The sequence below is a fragment of the Kitasatospora sp. NPDC008115 genome, from assembly GCF_042957205.1.
Taxonomy (GTDB): domain Bacteria; phylum Actinomycetota; class Actinomycetes; order Streptomycetales; family Streptomycetaceae; genus Kitasatospora.
Genome location: NZ_JBIBHU010000031.1, coordinates 85,441 through 103,861, shown reverse-complemented (window position 1 = coordinate 103,861; position 18,421 = coordinate 85,441). Strand labels below are relative to the sequence as shown.

Here is an 18,421-nt window from a genome sequence, read left to right as displayed (position 1 = left end):
GGTCTCGGGTGCGGGGCGGCGGTGGTCGTCGTGTCGGTGTCCGGGTGGCCGGCCTGTTCTCCGGTCGTGTGCGGGCGGGTCCCTGGTGGTGGGGGTCCGGGTGCCGCGCTTGTGGTTCACGGCCTGCCGGTGTGCTGGTTCGTCTTGCCATGCCCGTTGCCGCCGCGTCGAGGGCGGTGACGTACGCCTGGACGTGAGGGCCGCTCGCATCCGGCGGGTTGCTTGGACGTGACGTCCGTCCGGTCGTGGCGTCCGCTTGCACGACTGGCGGTTGCCTGGATGTGGTGGCTGTCTGGTCGCGGCGGTTGCTTGGATCACGTGTCCGTCCGTGCTGGGCGGTCGTGTGGTTGCGGTGGTTGCCGGCTTCCTGGGCAACTGTCCGGTGGTGGCGGTCGCTTGTTCATGGCGGCTGTCATGAGTACGGCGTCCGCTTGTTCGATGCGGTCGTCTGTCTCTGGCGTCGCTTGCACTATGTGGTCGCTGGTACCTGACGGCGGCTTGTGTCCAGCGGTCGTCTGGTTGTGGTGGTCGCTTGCACACTGCGACTGCTCGCATCATGCGGTCGTCTGGACGTGACGTCCGTCCGGCCGTGGCGTCCGCTTGCACGATGCGGTCGTCTGTCTCCGGCGGTCGTTGGCGCGATGTGGTTGCTGGTTCCTGGCGCCGCTTGTGTCTAGCGTTCGTCTGGTTGTGGTGGCCGTTGCAGGCTGCTCGCTCCATGCCGTTGCTCGGTTGTGGCGGTTGCCGGCTTGCCGGGCAACTGTCCGGTGGTGGCGGTTGTTTGGGTGTGGCGGTCACCGGTTTCGGTGTCCGCCTGCACGTGGCGGTCACCGGAGGCGGCGTCCGTTTGCTCCTGGTGGTCGTCCGGACGTGGCGTCCGGCCGGCCGTGGCGTCCGCTTGCACGACGCGTCCGCGCGCAGCTGGTGGTTGCCTGGGTGTGGTGGCTGTCTGGTGGTGGCGGTTGCCGGCTCCAGGTGGCTGTTTGGTTGTGGCGGTTGCTTGGATCATGTGTCCGTCCGTGCTGGGCGGTCGCGTGGTGTGGCGGTCGTCGGCTTCCTGGGCAACTGTCCGGTGGCGGCGGTCGTTTGCTCCTGGCGGTCGCTTGTTCGTGGTGGCTGTCTGAGTACGGCGTCCGCTTGTTCGATGCGGCCGTCTGTCTCTGGCGGTCGTTTGCGCGATGCGGCTACCGGAAGCGGCGTCCGTTTGCCCCTGGTGGTTGCTGGGGTGTGGTGGCCGTTCGTCGTTCGCGGTTGTCTGCCTCCGAGGGTTGTGTTCGTGACGGGGGTCGGTGTTCCTGGCCGGCCGTGTGTGTCGTGTGTCGTGCCCGCGTGTGGGTGGGTGTGCGTGCCCGCGTGTGTGTGCCCGCGTGTGGGTGGGTGGGTGTGCCCGCGTGTGCGGGTGGGTGTGCCCGCGCGTGTGGGTGTGTGTGGTGGTTGGTGTCCCCCTCTCTGTCTCTTCTTCTCTTCCTTCCTCTTTCTTCCTTCCTTCCCTTTTCTTCTTCGTATCCCGGCGAACCGGAGGAACCCTGTGGACGGCGACTCGCAGTCGTTTGTGGTCGTGTTCAACGACGAGGAGCAGTACTCGATCTGGCCGGCTGGTCGTGAGTTGCCGGCCGGTTGGCAGGCCGGTGGTGTCCATGGCTCGAAAACGGAATGCCTGGCTCATATCAGTCAGGTATGGACGGACATGCGCCCGTTGAGTGTGCGTCGGGCCGCGGAACAAGCGATCCATTCCCACCGGTGAAAAGGGTAGGTAACGAAGAGATGGTCCTCAACGAATTCCACGCCCGTGTCACCGAGGCCCCCGACACGATCGCGGTCCAGGACGGTCAACAGATCCTGACCTACCGTGCGCTGGCCGCGCACGCCCATGCTCTGGCGGGTGAGCTGGCCCGCCGGGGAGTCGGGCAGGACAGTGTCGTTGCGGTCTACGCGGACCGGTCGGCGGAGCTGGTGGTCGCGGAGCTGGCGGTGCTGCTGGCGGGCGGGGCTTTCCTCCCGCTGGATCCGGCTCATCCGGGTGCGCGGGTGCGGCAGCTGCTGGAGTTGTCGGGTGCGGCCACGGTCGTGTCGACCGCGCCGCTGGCCGCGGCCGGTACCCCGCTGGGTGACGATGTCCTGCTCGTCGATCTGGCCACCGAACCCCCCACACCCGCCGCCACCGCTGTGCCGGTGGTGGAGGGTGGGGCGTTGGCGTATGTGATCTACACGTCGGGTTCCACGGGCCTGCCCAAGGGTGTGGCTGTCTCGCACGCGAGTTTGGCGAATGTGATGCGCTGGCACACCCGCGCCTACGGGACGGGGCGTGGGGACCGGTGCACGCTGCTGGCCAGTCCCGGGTTCGATGTGTCGGTGCAGGACATCTGGTTCACGCTGACCGCCGGTGCCACGCTGGTGATCCCGCCGGCGCGGGTGCGCACCTCGCCGTCCGCGCTGGTGGGGTGGCTCGTGCAGGAGCGGATCACGGTGTCGTTCCTGCCGACGCCGTTGGCCGAGGCGGTCCTCGACGAGGCGTGGCCCGCGCAGACGGCTCTGCGGTTCCTTCACACGGGTGGCTCCGCCCTGCAGCGGGGGGTGCCCGGTGGTCTGCCGTTCACGGTGGTGAACCTGTACGGGCCGACCGAGTGCACGGTGAAGGTGACGGCGGGTGAGGTGGTGCCGGGCGGGCCGGTGCCGCCGCCGATCGGGTTGCCGGTGGACGGGGTGCGCTGTTACGTCCTGGACGAGGACCTCCAGCCGGTCGCGGACGGTGAGGAGGGGGAGATGTGTCTGGCCGGGGAGTGTGTGGCGCGTGGCTATCTGCACGATCCGGGCGCGACGGCGGCCGCGTTCGTGCCGGACGCGTTCGGCGGGGCGGGGCAGCGGATGTACCGGACCGGGGACCGGGTGCGCCGTCGTGCGGACGGGGTGTTCGAGTACCTGGGCCGTTATGACGACCAGGCGAAGATCCGGGGGTTCCGGATCGAGCCGGGGGAGGTGGCCACCGTCCTGAAGCAGCATCCGGGTGTGCGGGACGCGTTCGTCGCGGTGGAGCGTTCCGGGCGCCTTGACGCGCGGCTGGTGGGCTACGTGGTGTCGGAGGTGGCGACGGGTGAGCTGGTGGAGTTCGTGGCGGCCCGGCTGCCCGCGTACATGGTGCCGGCGGCGGTGGTGGTGCTGCCGGTGCTGCCGCTGACGCCGAACGGGAAGGTGGACCGTGGTGCGCTGCCGGCGCCCGACCGCCTGGCGGCGGGTCTGGCGGGTGAGGTGGTCGCGCCGCGTACGGCGACCGAGGAGGCGCTGGCGCGGATCGTGTCGGCTCTGCTGGGGGGTGTGCAGGTCGGGGCGTTCGACGACTTCTTCGCTCTGGGCGGCAACTCGCTGCTGGTGGCGCGTCTGGCGGGGCACGTCGCGGCTGAGTTGGACGCGCCGGTGAACGTGGCGGACCTGTTCGACGCGCCGACCGTCGCCTCGCTGGCCGCGCTCGTCGACCAGCGCGCCCAGGCCGCCACCGCGGACACCGCAGACACCGCAGGCGCGGCCGGTGACACCGGGGCCCTGGGCACCGTGGGCACCGTGGGCACCGTGGGCACCGGGGCCGGGAACACCGGGTCCGTTGACGCCGTGGGCGCCGGGTCCGTGGGCACCGGGTCCGGTGCCGTGGAGGCCGGCGGTGCCGGCACCGGTGACGCGGGCGGCGTTGGCGCTGGCGCTGATGGTGTCGGCGCCGGTGGCGCGGTCGGCGTTGGTGTTGGCGCTGCTGGTGCCGGTGCCGGTGGCGCGGGCGCGGTCGGCGTTGGTGTTGGTGTTGGTGTTGGCGCCGGTGGTGCCGGCGTCGGTGGCGCGGGTGCGCCCGGCGGTGTGGGTAGTGCCGGTGGCGCTGGTGGTGCCGGTGCCGGTGGTGTGGTTGCGCCCGGTGGTGCCGGTGGTGCTGGTGCCGGTGCCGGTGCTGGTGGTGCTGGTGCTGGTGGTACGGGAACGCCCGCGCCTGTCCCCGCCGTTGCGCGTGTCTCACGGGTGGCACCCACCGCGCCGCCGGTCCGCCGGGCCGACCGTAACCGGCCGATCCCGTTGTCCCTGCCCCAGGAACGCGTCTGGTTCTTCGAGCAACTCTCACCCGGTAACCTCGCCTACAACTTCCAGGCCACCGTGTCCCTGGACGGCGACGTCAACCTCTCCGCCCTGCGCGCGACCCTGGACGAGATCGTGCGCCGTCACGAGATCCTGCGTACCCGGTTCGTCGCCATCGACGGTGTCGGCCACCAACAGCCCCTCGCCCACGCCACCGCCTCGCTGAAGGTCCTCGACATCCCCGCCGACCAGACCGACGACGCCGTCGCCGCGGAACTGCGCGTCCCGTTCGACCTCATGGACCCGCCCCTGGCCCGCTGGGTCCTCATGCGCCACGGCAACGGCCGTAACACCTTCCTCCACGTGGAACACCACTTCGTCCACGACGGCTGGTCACTGGCGGTGTTCCTGTCCGAGATGCGCGCCCTCTACCCGGCGTTCGCCGCCGGCCGCCCCTCACCCCTGCCCGACCTGGCCGTCCAGTACGCGGACTACGCGATCTGGCAACGCGACTGGCTGCAGGGCGACATCCTGCGCGCGCACACCGACCACTGGACCGCCCGCCTGGCCGGCGCCCCGGACACCCTGGAACTGCCCGCCGACCGCCCCCGCCCCCCGGTCATGACCTTCCGCGGCCGCGCCCCACGCATCACCATCCCCGCCGAACTCGCCCGCGCGCTACGCGCTTTCAGCCGCGAGAACCGCATCTCCCTGTTCACCACCATGTACGCCGGCTTCGCGGCCCTGCTCTACCGCTACACCGGCCAGCAGGACATGCTCGTGGGAACCGGCGCCGCCAACCGCAACATCCCCGAACTCGAACCACTGCTCGGCATGCTCGTCAACACCCTGGTCCTGCGCACCCGCGTCCAGGGCGACCTGCTCTTCACCGACCTGCTGGAACAGGTACGCCGCAGCGTCGCCGAGACCCTCGCCTGGTCGGACACCCCGGTCGACGCGGTGATCGACGCCATCGACCCGGCCCGCGACCCCTCCCGCACCCCCCTGTTCCAGGTCATGTTCAGCTTCCACGACTCCGCGGTGCCGGACGTCGACTTCGGCGGCCTGAGCGGACGCGTCACCGAACGCTCCAACAAGTCCGCCAAGTCCGACCTCAACGTGATCGTGATCCCGCGCGCCGAACAGCGCATGGGCCGCGCCGCCAGCGCCGAGGACGACGACCTGTCCATGATCTGGGAGCACTCGTCCGACCTGTTCGACGAGGCCACCATGGAACGGATGGTCACCCACTACCTGACCCTCCTGTCCGACGCCCTCACCCGCCCCCGCACCCCCGTCGGCGCACTGCGCCTGCTCCCGGACGGCGAGGCCGCCCAGCTCGAACAGTGGGCCCGCGGACCCGCCACCGACGACGCCCACGTGCCCGTCACCGAGCTGATCGCCCGCCAGGTCCGCGAGCGCCCCCACGCCGTGGCCGTGCGCCGGCCCGGCGGACAGCTCACCTACGAAGGCCTGTGGCAGCGCGCCGGCGCCCTCGCCGAACAACTGCGCGAACGCGCGACCGCCGCGCAGGAACCGGTCGCGGTGTACGCGCACCGCTCCGTGGACCTGGTCGTCGGCGAACTCGCCGTCCTGCTGGCCGGCGGCTGCTACCTGCCCGTCGACCCCGACTACCCGGCCGAGCGGACCGCCTTCATCCTCCAGGACGCCGGCGTACGCAGCATCCTCGCCACCTCCCTCACCCGCCCCCTCCTGCCCGCCACCGTCGACGCCCACATCATCGACCTCGACACCACCACCACCACCGCCGCGAACGGCCGCACCGCCACCGCGGACACCGCGGACGCGAACGCCGCCGCTGCCGAGGGCGCCGTCGCCGCTGCTGTGAACGCTGCTGCCGAGGGCACCGCCGCGGCCGGCCGCGTGACCGGCCCGGACACCACCGTCACCGCGAACGCCGCCGCCGACGGTGCTGCGGACGCCACCGTCACCGCGAACGCCACTGCCGACGGTGCTGCGGACACCACCGTGGACGGTGCTGCGAACGCCGCCGACGGCCCCGCGGACGCCACCGCCGCCGACGGTGCTGCGGACGCCACCGCCACTGCGGACGCCGCCGCCTCGGACGTCGCCGCCGAGGGCGCTGCCGTGGACGGCTCCGCGGACGCTCCCGACCCTCTCGCCTACCTCATCTACACCTCCGGCTCGACCGGCCGTCCCAAGGGCGTGGCCCTCACCCACCGGGGACTGGCGAACCTGGTCGCCTGGCACACCTCCGCCTACGCGCTCGGTCCCGATGACCGGACGACGCTGTTCGCGAGTCCGGGTTTCGACGCCTCGACGTGGGAGATCTGGCCGACCCTGGCCGCCGGCGCGACGCTGTGCGTGGTGCCCGCGGACCTGCGTGCGGCTCCGGCGGAACTGGTGCGCTGGCTCGCCGGGGAACAGGTCACCGCCGCGTTCCTGCCCACCCCGGTCGCCGCGGCCGTCCTGACCGAGCCGTGGCCCGCCGACACGGCGCTGCGCGCACTGCTGACCGGTGGTGACGTCCTGCCCGCCGCGCCGCCCGCGGGCCTGCCGTTCCAGGTGTTCAACCACTACGGGCCCACCGAGAACACGGTCGTCGCGACCGCCGGCCTCATCCCCCCGGCCCCCGCACCCGGCCACGACCACGCGCCCGGCCCCGACCATGGCCCCGGCCCCGGCCCCGGCCAGGACCCCGGCCAGGGCCAGGGTCACGGCGCTGAGCGTGGTGTGCCGCGTCCGGCGATCGGCCGCCCGATCAGCGGGATCGACGCCCACGTCCTGGACGCCGAGGGCCAACGCGTGCCCACCGGTGTGCGCGGGGAGTTGTTCCTCGGCGGCACCGCCGTCGCCCGCGGCTACGTCAACCGGCCCGACCTGACCGCGCAGAGCTTCCTCGCCGACCCGTTCACCCCCGACCCGCACGCCCGCCTCTACCGCACCGGCGACCTGGTGCGCTGGCGCCCCGACGGGCAACTGGAGTTCCTCGGCCGCGCCGACGAGCAGGTCAAGATCCGCGGGTTCCGTATCGAGCCCGAGGAGATCGCCGCGACGCTGCGCGAGCACCCCGACGTCCACGACGCCGTCGTCCTCGCCCGCCCCGTCACGCCCGGCGCCGAGACCACGCTCACCGCCTACGCCCGCAGCGACAGCGCCCACGACGCGAAACTCCTCGCCTTCCTCCAGGACCGCCTGCCCGCCTACATGGTGCCCGACACGATCGTGGTGCTGGCCGCCCTGCCGCTCACCGCCCACGGCAAGGTCGACCACGACGCCCTGGCCGCCCTCACCCCCACCCCCGCCGCCGCCGCAGCCACCGGCGCCGCCGGTGCGGGTGACGAGGCCGGGCGGGCGCCGCTGACCCCCACCGAGGAGCGCATCACCCAGATCGCCACGGCGCTGCTCCACGACCAGCCGATCGGCCGTGACGACGACTTCTTCCGCGCGGGCGGCCACTCCCTGCTCGCCGCCCGCCTGGTGGCCCAGGTCAACGCGGCCTTCACCGTCCAGGTCCCCATGGCCGCCTTCCTCCAGCGTCCCACCGTCGCCCACCTCGCCGGCGCCGTGAACGCCGCCGCCACCGGACAGGCACCCGCCCCGGCCCCCATCCGGCCCCGTACCCGCCCCGCCACCACCCGGGACGAGGTGCGGCCGTGAACCACCCCACCCCGCCCGCCGACCCGGCACCCGGCCGCCAGGAACCCGCCGGCGCCGCAGCCCACGACACCACCCACCCCGCCCACCCCGTCGAGCCTGACCGCCCCGTCGAGTCCGTCGAGTCTGCCGAGCCGGCGCCGCTGTCCTACGCCCAGCAACGCCTCTGGTTCCTCGACCAGCTCCAACCCGGCAGCGCCGTCTACAACGTCCCCCTCGGCTACGACATCACCGGCCCCCTGGACCACCACGCGCTCCAGCGGGCCCTGACCGAGGTCGTGCGCCGCCACGAGATCCTGCGCACCGCGTTCCGCTCCAGTGCCGGGACACCCCACCAGGTGGCCCTGCCCCCCGCTCCCGTCCCGCTGCCCGTCACGGACCTGACCGCGCCCGGCCGCACTCCGGACGAGGCCGCGCACCTCGCCGACGAGGAGGCCGGCGCCCCCTTCGACCTCGTCGCCGGCCGCGTCCTGCGCGCCCGCCTGCTGCACCTGGGCCGGGACCGTCACCGGCTGCTGCTCACCGTGCACCACCTGGCCTGTGACGCGCCGTCGGTCGCCACCCTCGGCCGGGAGATCGAGACCCAGTACCGCGCCGCCCTCCGCACACCCCGCACCCCGGCCAGTCCGGACACCCCGTCCGGCCCGTCCGCCCCGTCCGGCCCGTCCGCCCCGTCCGGGGCGGACGGCCCGTCCACGGCGTCCGCGCCGTCCGGGCTGGCCGGGCTGTCCGGGGCGGGTGACGAGCTGCCGATGCAGTACGCCGACTTCGCCGAATGGCAGCAGACCACGCTCGCCGGACCCGAACTCGAACGGCTGCTCGCCTACTGGAAGGGACGGCTGGGCGGCATGCCCGCCCGCCACCTGCCCACCGACCACCCCCGCCCGCCCGTGCAGAGCTACCGCGGCGCGGCCCTCACCTTCGACCTGCCCGCAGGCGCCGTCCAGCGCCTGGAGGAACTCGGCCGGGCCGAAGGCGTCACCCTCTACAGCGTCCTGCTCGCCGCGTTCGCGGTCCTGCTGCGCGCACACGTCGGCGAGGACGAGGTCGTCGTCGGCACCCCGGTCTCCGGGCGGGAACGCCCGGAACTGGCCGACCTCATCGGGTTCTTCACCAACACCCTGGTCCTGCGCTGCGACCTGACCGCCCGCCCGACGTTCCGCGAACTGCTCCAGCGGCTGTGGACGGAGGTCAAGGGCGCACTCGCCCACCAGGACCTGCCGTTCGAGAAACTCGTCGAGGAACTCCACCCCGACCGCGACCTCGCCCAGAACCCGCTCTTCCAGGTCCTGTTCAGCTACCGCTACGAGGAGGAGGGAGCGGGCCTGCGCCTGGACGGCTGCCAGGTACGGCAGGTACTCGGCGACACCGGCACCGCCCGTTTCGACCTCACCCTCAGCCTGGCCCGAACCCCGGCCGGGGTCACCGGCCGCCTGGAGTACAGCACCGACCTGTTCGAGGCCGCCACCGCCCAGCGCATCGCCGAGCGCTACGTCAACGTCGTGACCGGCGCCGCCGACACCCCCGACCGGCCCGTCGACGAACTGGCCGTCCTGCCCGCCGCCGAACTCGCCACCCTGACCCGCTGGCAGACCGGCACCACCGCCACCACCGACACACGAGCCGACACGGCCGGCACCGGTGCCGACACGCAGGCCGCCACCGCCGACACCGGCGCGGCCCAGGCAGACGCCACCGGCACCGGTGCCGACACGGCCGACGCCACCGGCGCCCAGACCGCCGACACCGACGCCCAGTCCGGGACCACCGGCCCCCGGGCCGACACCGCCACCGGCTCGGCCCAGGCAGACACCACCGGCACCCGGGCCGACACGCAGGCAGACACCACCGCCACCGGTGCCGACACGGCCGACGCCCAGTCCGGGGCCACCGGCCCCCGGGCCGCCACGGCCGACACCGCCACCGGTCCCCGGGCCGACACCGCCGCCACCGCCGACACCGGCGGCGCCCAGAGTGGGAGCGGCGCGCAGAGCGGCGTACGGGCCGGGACTGTCGGCCTTCAGGCCGTCACCGCCGGCGCCACCGGTCTGCTGGTGCACGACGTGCTCGCGCGGCGCTGCGCCGTGGCGCCCGGCGAGGTCGCCCTCGTCGCGGCCGACACCACGCTGACCTACCGCGAGCTCGACGACCTCGCCGAACGTCTCGCCGTGCGGCTGCGCCGTCTCGGCGTGAGGCCGGACGAGCCGGTCGGTGTCCACCTCGCCCGTAGTTCCCAGCTGATGGTCACGCTGCTGGGCATCCTGAAGGCCGGCGCCGCCTACCTGCCCCTGGACCCCGACTACCCGCGTGACCGCCTGGCGTACATGGTCGCCGACGCGGGTGTGCGCCTGGTGGTGGCGGACTCCCGCAGCGCCGCGTCCGCGGGCCGCCTGGGCGCAGCGCAGGTCGTCGTCCCCGACCCGCACACCGACACCGCCCCGCACGGCACCGCCGCCGACGGCGCCCCGGACACCGTCACCGCTGCGCCGTACACCGCCGCCGACGGCGACACGCCGTACACCGGCGCCGGCGCCCCGGACACCGTCACTGCTGACGGGGCAGCCGCCGTACCGCACGCGGCTGCGCCGTCCTCCGGCGGCGCCCCGCACACCGCCGCGGCTGCGCCGCACACCGCCGCTGCCGGCGCCCCGCACACCGCCGCTGCCGCGGCGCCCGCCGTGCCGTCCGCCGTGCCGTTCTCCGCGGCGCCTGCTGTGGCGCCTGCTGTGGCGCCGGTGGGGCCCGACAATCTCGCCTACGTGATCTACACCTCCGGTTCGACCGGGCGCCCGAAGGGTGTGGCGGTCACCCACCGCAATGTGGTGAACCTCTTCGCGGGGATGGACGAGTCGTTCGGCCGGGACGAGGCGGGTACGTGGCTGGCGGTCACCAGCGTGTCCTTCGACATCTCCGTCGTGGAACTGCTGTGGGCGCTGGCCCACGGGCACCGGATCGTGCTGCGCGCGCAGCCGCCCCTGCCCTCGGCGGCGACGGCCGCGCAACTCGCGCAGGAGGCCCGGGCGCGTGTGCGTCCGATCGATTTCAGCCTGTTCTACTTCGGCAGTGACTCCCAGGCCAGCAGCGAGGACCGCTACCGCCTGCTCCTGGAGGGGGCGAGGTTCGCCGACCGCAACGGCTTCACCGCCGTGTGGACGCCCGAGCGTCACTTCCACCGCTTCGGCGGCCTGTACCCGAACCCGTCGGTGACGGCGGCCGCGGTCGCGGCGGTCACCGAGCGGGTCCAGGTCCGCGCGGGCAGCGTGGTCCTGCCGCTGCACGATCCGCTGCGGGTGGCCGAGGAGTGGTCGGTGGTGGACAACCTGTCGGGCGGGCGGGCGGGGATCTCCCTGGCCTCCGGCTGGCACGCCAACGACTTCGTGCTGGCCCCGCAGGCGTTCGAGGACCGCAAGCGCCTGATGATGGAGGGCCTCGAACAGGTACGCGCGCTGTGGCGGGGCGAGCCGGCCACCCGCCGCAACGGGGTCGGCGCGGACATCGGGGTCGGTGTCTTCCCCCGCCCCGTGCAGGCGCAGCTGCCGGTGTGGCTGACCAGCGCCCGCCACCCGGAGACGTTCCGGATGGCGGGAGAGGCGGGCACGGGCGTGCTCACCCACCTCCTGGGCCACAGCCTGGAGGAGCTCGCGGAGAAGATCGCGCTCTACCGGCGGACCTGGCGCGAGCACGGGCACCCGGGCGAGGGGCATGTCGCGGTCATGGTCCACACCTTCGTGGGGCCGGACCTGGAGGAGGTGCGGGAGCTGGTCCGGGAGCCGATGAGCCGCTACCTGGAGACGTCCTTCGACCTGATCGCCTCCCTGGGGGCGACCACCGGCAGCGCGCAGGACTTCAAGGCCCTGTCGCCCGGGGAGCTGCGCGAACTCGTCGACCGCGCGTTCGAGCGGTTCTTCGCCACCGCCAGCCTGCTCGGCACCCCGCAGGTGTGTGCGGACATGGTGGAGCGGATGAAGGCCGCCGGCGTCGACGAGGTCGCCTGCCTGATCGACTTCGGGGTCGACGAGAAGGCGGCACTGGAGGCCCTCACGCACCTGGTGACGGTCCGCGAGATCACCGCGGAGCGCCGCGAGGAGGCACTGACCGAGCCCGAGGAGCCGCTCGCCGCGCAACTGCGCGAGCACGCCGTCACCCACCTGCAGTGCACGCCGTCGCTGGCCCGCGCGCTGCTCGCCGACCCCGGCACCCGCGCCGAACTGCCGCGCCTGGAACGGCTGCTGGTGGGCGGTGAGGCCCTGCCCGCCGACCTCGCCCGCACCCTGGCCGCCACCGTCACCGGCAGCGTCCACAACATGTACGGGCCCACCGAGGCCGCCGTGTGGGCCACCACCGCACCCGCCGGGGCCGAGGACGGCGCGGTGTCGATCGGGCGGCCGCTGGCGAACGTGCGCGCCTACGTCGTCGACCGCGACCTGCGGCCCTGCCCCGTGGGCGTGCCCGGTGAACTGCTCCTCGCCGGTGACGGCGTGGTCCGCGGCTACCTGGGGCGCCCCGACACCACCGCCGAGCGCTTCCAGCCCGACCCGTTCGCCACCCGGCCCGGCGAACGCGCCTACCGCACCGGGGACCTGGCACGCTGGAGCGCCCACGGCCGCCTGGAGTACCTCGGGCGCCTGGACGACCAGGTGAAGCTGCACGGTCACCGCATCGAACTCGGCGAGATCGAGAGCGCGCTGCTCACCCACCGCGCCGTGCGTTCGGCGATCGCCGCCGTGCGCGGCACCGGCGCCGACCGGCGGATCAGCGCCTACTACGTCCTGGCCGAGGGGCACGGCGCCACCGAGACGCAGTTGCGCGCCCACCTGACCGCCCGCCTGCCCGCCTACATGGTGCCCGCGGCCTTCCACGCCATCGAGCGGGTGCCGCTGACACCGAACGGGAAGGCGGACCGCAACGCCCTGCCCGACCCGGCCGGCGCCCGCCCCCACAGCACGGCCGCCTACGCGGCGCCCGCCAGCGCCACCGAGCGCCTGGTGACCGGCGTGTGGCGCGAGGTGCTGGGCGTGGAGCGGGTGGGCGTCGACGACAGCTTCTTCGACCTCGGCGGGAACTCGCTGCTGGTGGTCGTGGCACGGGCGCGGCTGCTGGAGCAGCGCGACAGCGGCCTGACGCTGGTGGACATGTTCCGCTACCCGACCGCGCGGGCCCTGGCCCAGGCGCTGGACCGCGCGCCCGCCGAGGGCGCGGACGAGGCGGTCGGGGCCGGTACGGCCCGTGCGGCGGCCCGGCGCGCCGCCGCGGGCGCCGCCGCCCGGCGCGCCGCCAGGACGGGGGCGTGAGCATGCGACACCACCCCACCCCCGCACGGACCCCCGCGTCCGCACAGGCACGGACCCCCGCACGGACGCCCGCGCCCGCATCCACACCCGCACGGACCCTCGCGCCGGCACGGACACGGACCCCCGCACGGACACCCGTGCCGGCACGGACACGGACCCCCGCGCCCGCACAGGCACGGATCCCCGCACGGACGCCCGCGCCCGCATCCACACCCGTACGGACGTGGACACCCGCGCAGACCCTCGCGCCGGCACGGACACGGACCCCCGCACGGACACCCGTGCCGGCACGGACACGGACCCCCGCGCCCGCACAGGCACGGACCCCCGCACGGACGCCCGCGCCCGCATCCACACCCGTACGGACGTGGACACCCGCGCAGACACCCGCGCCCAACTCCGTGCCCGCACGGGCACGGGCGCGGACACCCATACCCACACGGACACCCGCGCCCGCACGGGCGCGGCGGCACGGCACGGAGGGACTCCAGTGAGCAGCGGGACGCAGGACGCGACGCAGCCGGAGGCGATCGCGGTCGTGGGGCTTGCCGGGCGGCTGCCCGGTGCGCCGAGTATCGAGGACTTCTGGCGCAATCAGCGTGAGGGCGTGGAGTCGGTCAGCCGTTTCACTCCCGAGCAGCTTGCCGCGGCCGGCTGGCCGACGGCGATGGTGACCCATCCCGACTACGTGCCGGCCGCCGGGGTGATCGAGGACGCCGACCACTTCGATGCCGACTTCTTCGGCTACACCGAGCAGCAGGCGCTGATCAGTGATCCGCAGCAGCGGGTCTTCGCGCAGGCGGTGTGGCACGCGCTGGAGGACACCGGTCACGATCCGGCGCGTTTCGACGGCGCGATCGGTGTCTACGCGGGGCAGTTCGCCAACAAGTACCTGCCGTTGAACCTTCTCGCGAACGCCGCTTTCCGCGGGTCGATGGCGGCTTTCAACGCGCGTCCGTACAACGACAAGGACTTCCTCGCCACGCGTGCCGCCTACCTGTGTGATCTGCGGGGTCCGGCGATGACGGTCCAGACCGCGTGTTCGACGTCGCTGGTGGCGATCCATCTGGCGTGCCAGGCGCTGCTGGGCCACGAGTGCGACATGGCGCTGGCGGGGGCGGTGGCGCTGCCGGTCCCGCTGATCGGGGGGTATCCGGTCGTCGCGGGCGGCATCTTCGCCCGTGACGGGCACTGCCGTCCGTTCGACGTGGCCTCCAGCGGGACGGTGCCCGGGTACGGTGTCGCGGTCATCGCGCTGCGCAGGCTCGCCGACGCGCTGGCGGACGGCGACCACATCCGGGCGCTGGTGCTGGGGACGGCGATCAACAACGACGGGTCGGCGAAGTTCGGGTTCAACGCGCCCAACGTGCAGGCGCAGGCCGAGGTGATCGCGACGGCCCAGGCGGTGGCGGGGGTGGCGCCGGAGAGCATCGGCTATCTGGAGGCCCACGGGACCGGTACCCCGCTGGGTGATCCGATCGAGCTGGCCGGGCTCACCAAGGCGTTCGACACGACCAGGCGCGGGTACTGCGCGATCGGTTCGGCGAAGGCGAACATCGGGCACCTGGACGCCGCCGCGGGGGCCGCGGGCTTCGCGCGGGCGGTCCTGGCCCTGGAGCACGGGGAGATCCCGCCCAGCATCAACTTCGAGGCGCCCAATGCGGCCCTGCAGTTGGAGCGCACGCCGTTCTACGTGCCCACCGAGGTGCGGGCCTGGCCGCGCGGCCAGGAGCCGCGGCGGGCGGGTGTCAGTGCCTTCGGTGTGGGCGGCACCAACGCCCACGTCGTCCTCCAGGAGGCGCCCGCCCCCGCACCCCGCACCCCCGCCACCGCCGGGGCGGGTGAGCAGCTGCTGGTCCTGTCCGCCCGTACCGAGCAGGCCCTGGCGGCGGCGGCCGGCAACCTGGCCCGTCATCTGGAGCGGCACGAGGGCCTCGACCTCGCCGACGTCGCCTACACCTTGCAGGCGGGGCGCCGCGCGTTCCCGGTGCGCCGCCACGTGGTCTGCCGTGAGCGCGAGGGTGCCCGGGCGGCCCTGCACGCGCTCGCCCAGCCCCCCACCGCCCCCGCCCCCGCCGCCGCTGCCGCTGCGGCCGGGGGCGGGGGGAGGGCGGGGGGTGTGCGCCAGGTCGTCTTCATGTTCCCCGGCACCACCGCCCACTGCACCGCGACCGCGCTCCACCACGAGCCAATCTTCGTGCGGGCCGTGGAGCGCTGCGCGCAGGCGGCGCTGCCCCTGCTCGGGCACGACCTGCGCCCCCTGCTCCTGCCCGCAGGCGACGCCGCCGGCGAGGACACCGGCGACGGCGCCGGCGAGGGCGCCGGCAGCAGCGTGGCGGGTGTGCACGGGGACCCGCGGGTCCACGCCGCCGCCTCCTTCGCCCTCCAGTTCGCGCTGGCCGGGCTGTGGCAGTCCTGGGGGGTGGGTCCCGCGGCGATGATCGGCGCCGGTGACGGCGAGTACGTCGCCGCGTGCCTGGCCGGCGTCCTCGATCTGCCCGACGCCCTCGCCGCCACCGTCGCCGCCGCCGACGCCCGGGCCCGGGCCGGCGACGGCCAGGTGGGTGAGGCCCAGGCCCGCGACTTCGCCGCCGCCCTCGCCCGCTTCGACCGCAAGCCGCCCCAGATCCCCTACATCACCACCGTCACCGGCACCTGGGCCGATCCCCAGGACGTCCTGGAACCCGCCCACTGGGCGCGCCACCTGCGCGAGCCCTCCCGCCTCGCCGAGGGCCTGCGCCACCTGGCCGCCGACAGCGCCCGCATCCTCCTCGAAGTGGGAGCGGGCACCACCCTCACCGACCTCGCCACCCGGCAGCACACCCAGGCACCCGTACTGCCGTCACTGCCCCGCACCCACACCTGCACCGAAACCCACACCCACACCCACACCGACGACGCCGCCGGCGCCCGATCCGACCACGCCCATCTGCTCGACGCCGTCGGCCACCTGTGGAGCCACACCGTCACCATCGACTGGGACGCCCTCCACACCACCGCACGGCCACGACGCACCCCCCTGCCCGGCTACCCCTTCCAGGGCCGCCGGTACTGGATCGGACCCGACAGCGGAAGCTACGACCCCCTGGGACTGGAGGAGCCGTCATGGACCAGCCACTGATAGCCATCGTCGGCGCCGGCGTCATGGGCACCGGCATCTCGACACTCGTCACCGGACACGGCCTGCCCGTCGTCCTCGTCGACGTCGACAAGGACGCCCTCGACCGCGCCGCCGCCGCCACCGCCCTGGGCCTGCGCCACGCCCAGCTCACCGCAGCCCTGCCCCCCGCCACCACCCCCGCACCCCTGCGCACCACCCTCGCCCTGGACGACGTCGCCGACGCCGCCGTCGTCATCGAGGCCGTCACCGAACTGCCCGAGAAGAAGGCCGACGTCCTCACCACCGTCTCCGCCCTCGTCCGCCCGGGCACCCCCCTCATCTCCAACACCTCCGGCATCCCCATCGACGAGATGGCCGCCTGGGTGCGCCGCCCCGGCGACCTCATCGGCACCCACTTCATGAACCCCGCCTACCTCATCTCCATGGTCGAGGTCATCCGCGGCCCCCAGACCACCGACACCACCGTCGACGCCGTCCTCGACCTGCTCACCCGCATCCGGCGGCGCGCCGTCGTCGTCAACGACGCACCCGGCTTCGTCACCAGCCGCCTGCTCCACCCCATGATCAACGACGCCGCGAACATCGTCGCCGCCGGCACCGCCACCACCGAGGACGTCGACACCCTCATGCAGGGCTGCCTCGGACACCCCACAGGACCGCTGCGCACCGCGGACCTGATCGGCATCGACAACCTCGTCGACGCCCTGGAGGCGCTGTACGCGAGGACCGGCGACGAGCGGTGCCGCCCCAGCGAACTCCTTCTCGACAAGGTCCGGCGAGGCGAACTCGGCCGAAAGAGCGGACGCGGCTTCTACACCTACAGTGAGGGATGAGTCATGACCACCGAACAGCAGAGCGAGCAGGCGCCCTTCAACACGGACGCCGTCATCGACGAGATCACCGCCTTCGTCGCCGAGCAGACCCGCACCAGCCCCGAGGCCGACCAGGACCTCTTCGCCACCGGCGTCGCCAACTCCATGTTCGCGATGCGCCTGGTCGTCTTCCTGGAGCAGGCCTACTCCGTCACCGTCGCCGGCTCGGACCTGCAGCTGTCCAACTTCTCCACCGTCAAGAGCATGGCCGCCCTGGTGGCCCGCCTCCAGGCGTCCGGCGCCGACGGCGATGTCTGAGGCCCCACCGGCCGGCCACGAGGACACCTGGCGCCTGGTCGCGGACAACGCCGGCGCCTGGGACCTCGCCGGCGAGATCCCGCGCACCCTGCTCACCGACCTCGGCGCCGCGGGCCTGCTGTGCGCCGAGGTCGGCAAGCAGTACGGGGGCCTGGGCCTGGCGAGCCTGGAGGGCGGGCGCCTCACCGCCCACGTCGGCAGCCTGTGCAGCTCGCTGCGCAGTGTGATGACCTCGCAGGGCATGGCGGCGTGGACGGTGCAGCGCCTGGGCGACGGCGGGCAGCGGGCGGAGTTCCTGCCGCAGCTGACGGGCGGTCGCCTGGCGGCGGTGGCGTTCAGCGAGCCGCAGGCCGGCAGCGACCTGGGGGCGATGGAGACCCGGTTGCGGGTGGAGGGCGACACGGTGGTGGTGGACGGCGTGAAGTCGTGGATCACCGCGGCCGCCTACGCCGACCTCGTGGTGGTGGTCGCCAGGACGCCGGACGGGTCGGGGGCGGCGGTGGTGGTGCCGGCCGACGCCGAGGGCGTGCGCATCGAGAGGGTCGCGCATCCGATGGGCTGCCGGGCGGCGGGGCACGCGCAGGTGCGCCTGGAGGGCGTGCGGCTGCCGGCCGGCAACGTCCTGGGCGGCACCGCGGGGCTGTCGCTGCCGTTCCTGGTGACCACGGCGCTGGCCTACGGGCGGATGTCGGTGGCGTGGGGGTGCGTGGGCATCCTGCGCGCGCTGCTGGCGGCGGCGGGCGAGCACGCGCGCTCGCGCCGCCAGTTCGGCCGCCCGATCGGCGAGCACCAACTGGTCGCGGGGATGGTCGCCGACGTCTACGCCGCGGAGCGCTCGGCCACCGCGGTGTGCCGGCAGGCGAGCGAGTGCTGGGAATCGCTCTCGCCGGACCTGGTGAGCGCCACCATTCTCGCCAAGCACGTGAGCGCGACCCAGGCGGTGCGGGCGAGCGCCCTGGCCATGCAGGTCTTGGCCTCGGCGGGCGCCACGGACGGCCACGTGGTGGCCCGCGCCTACCGGGACGCGAAGCTGATGGAGATCATCGAGGGCAGCAGCGAGATCTGCCGGCTCGAACTCGCCCGGCACGTCCTGGCGAGCGGCGGCGCGCTCGCGCGAGGGGAGGCACGGTGAGCGGCACTTCACCGGCGGACGGGCCGGACAGGCCGGACAGGGCGGACGGGCCGGAGGG

At 73.8% G+C, this 18,421-nt stretch carries 7 protein-coding genes and 2 pseudogenes; all 9 read left to right on the top strand.

Features of this window, described 5'->3' with window-relative positions:
• Positions 1 to 1,528 precede the first annotated feature (1,528 nt).
• The 9 genes and pseudogenes from ACFZBX_RS31255 (at position 1,529) to ACFZBX_RS31215 (ending at position 18,363) form a co-directional block, all read left to right on the top strand.
• Positions 1,529 to 1,744, top strand: coding sequence for an MbtH family protein (locus ACFZBX_RS31255; RefSeq protein ID WP_391537183.1), 216 nt, complete (start codon positions 1,529 to 1,531; stop codon positions 1,742 to 1,744).
• A 20-nt stretch (positions 1,745 to 1,764) separates the two neighbouring features.
• On the top strand, positions 1,765 to 7,692 hold the full coding sequence (locus tag ACFZBX_RS31250) for an amino acid adenylation domain-containing protein (protein WP_391537182.1): 5,928 nt from the start codon (positions 1,765 to 1,767) through the stop codon (positions 7,690 to 7,692).
• Positions 7,689 to 9,257: pseudogene (locus ACFZBX_RS31245) on the top strand (condensation domain-containing protein); the annotation flags it as partial. The gene ACFZBX_RS31250 and the pseudogene ACFZBX_RS31245, both read left to right, overlap by 4 nt.
• 486 nt (positions 9,258 to 9,743) lie before the next feature.
• Positions 9,744 to 10,649, top strand: a pseudogene (locus tag ACFZBX_RS31240) (AMP-binding protein); the annotation flags it as partial.
• A complete protein-coding gene (locus tag ACFZBX_RS31235) occupies positions 10,644 to 12,980 on the top strand; it encodes a MupA/Atu3671 family FMN-dependent luciferase-like monooxygenase (RefSeq protein ID WP_391537185.1) in 2,337 nt (778 codons plus the stop codon). The pseudogene ACFZBX_RS31240 and the gene ACFZBX_RS31235, both read left to right, overlap by 6 nt.
• 490 nt (positions 12,981 to 13,470) lie before the next feature.
• Positions 13,471 to 16,101 (top strand): type I polyketide synthase, encoded by a 2,631-nt coding sequence (locus ACFZBX_RS31230; RefSeq protein ID WP_391537181.1) that lies wholly within the window; start codon positions 13,471 to 13,473, stop codon positions 16,099 to 16,101.
• Complete coding sequence (locus tag ACFZBX_RS31225) at positions 16,086 to 16,934, top strand: 3-hydroxyacyl-CoA dehydrogenase family protein (protein ID WP_391537180.1); 849 nt, start codon at positions 16,086 to 16,088, stop codon at positions 16,932 to 16,934. The genes ACFZBX_RS31230 and ACFZBX_RS31225 overlap by 16 nt, the downstream gene beginning before the upstream one ends.
• A gap of 3 nt (positions 16,935 to 16,937) precedes the next feature.
• The gene (locus ACFZBX_RS31220) at positions 16,938 to 17,231 is read left to right on the top strand and encodes an acyl carrier protein (RefSeq protein ID WP_391537179.1); all 294 of its coding nucleotides are present in this window, start codon (positions 16,938 to 16,940) and stop codon (positions 17,229 to 17,231) included.
• Entirely contained in the window at positions 17,224 to 18,363 is a 1,140-nt protein-coding gene (locus tag ACFZBX_RS31215; protein ID WP_391537178.1) for an acyl-CoA dehydrogenase family protein, read from the top strand. Before ACFZBX_RS31220 ends, ACFZBX_RS31215 begins: the two co-directional genes overlap by 8 nt.
• The last annotated feature ends 58 nt before the right edge of the window (positions 18,364 to 18,421 follow it).

Coding starts and splice junctions, on each gene's coding strand:
- ACFZBX_RS31250 (WP_391537182.1), top strand. CDS start 1,765: ATGGTCCTCAACGAATTCCACGCCCGTGTCACCGAGGCCCCCGACACG.
- ACFZBX_RS31220 (WP_391537179.1), top strand. CDS start 16,938: ATGACCACCGAACAGCAGAGCGAGCAGGCGCCCTTCAACACGGACGCC.
- ACFZBX_RS31215 (WP_391537178.1), top strand. CDS start 17,224: ATGTCTGAGGCCCCACCGGCCGGCCACGAGGACACCTGGCGCCTGGTC.
- ACFZBX_RS31225 (WP_391537180.1), top strand. CDS start 16,086: ATGGACCAGCCACTGATAGCCATCGTCGGCGCCGGCGTCATGGGCACC.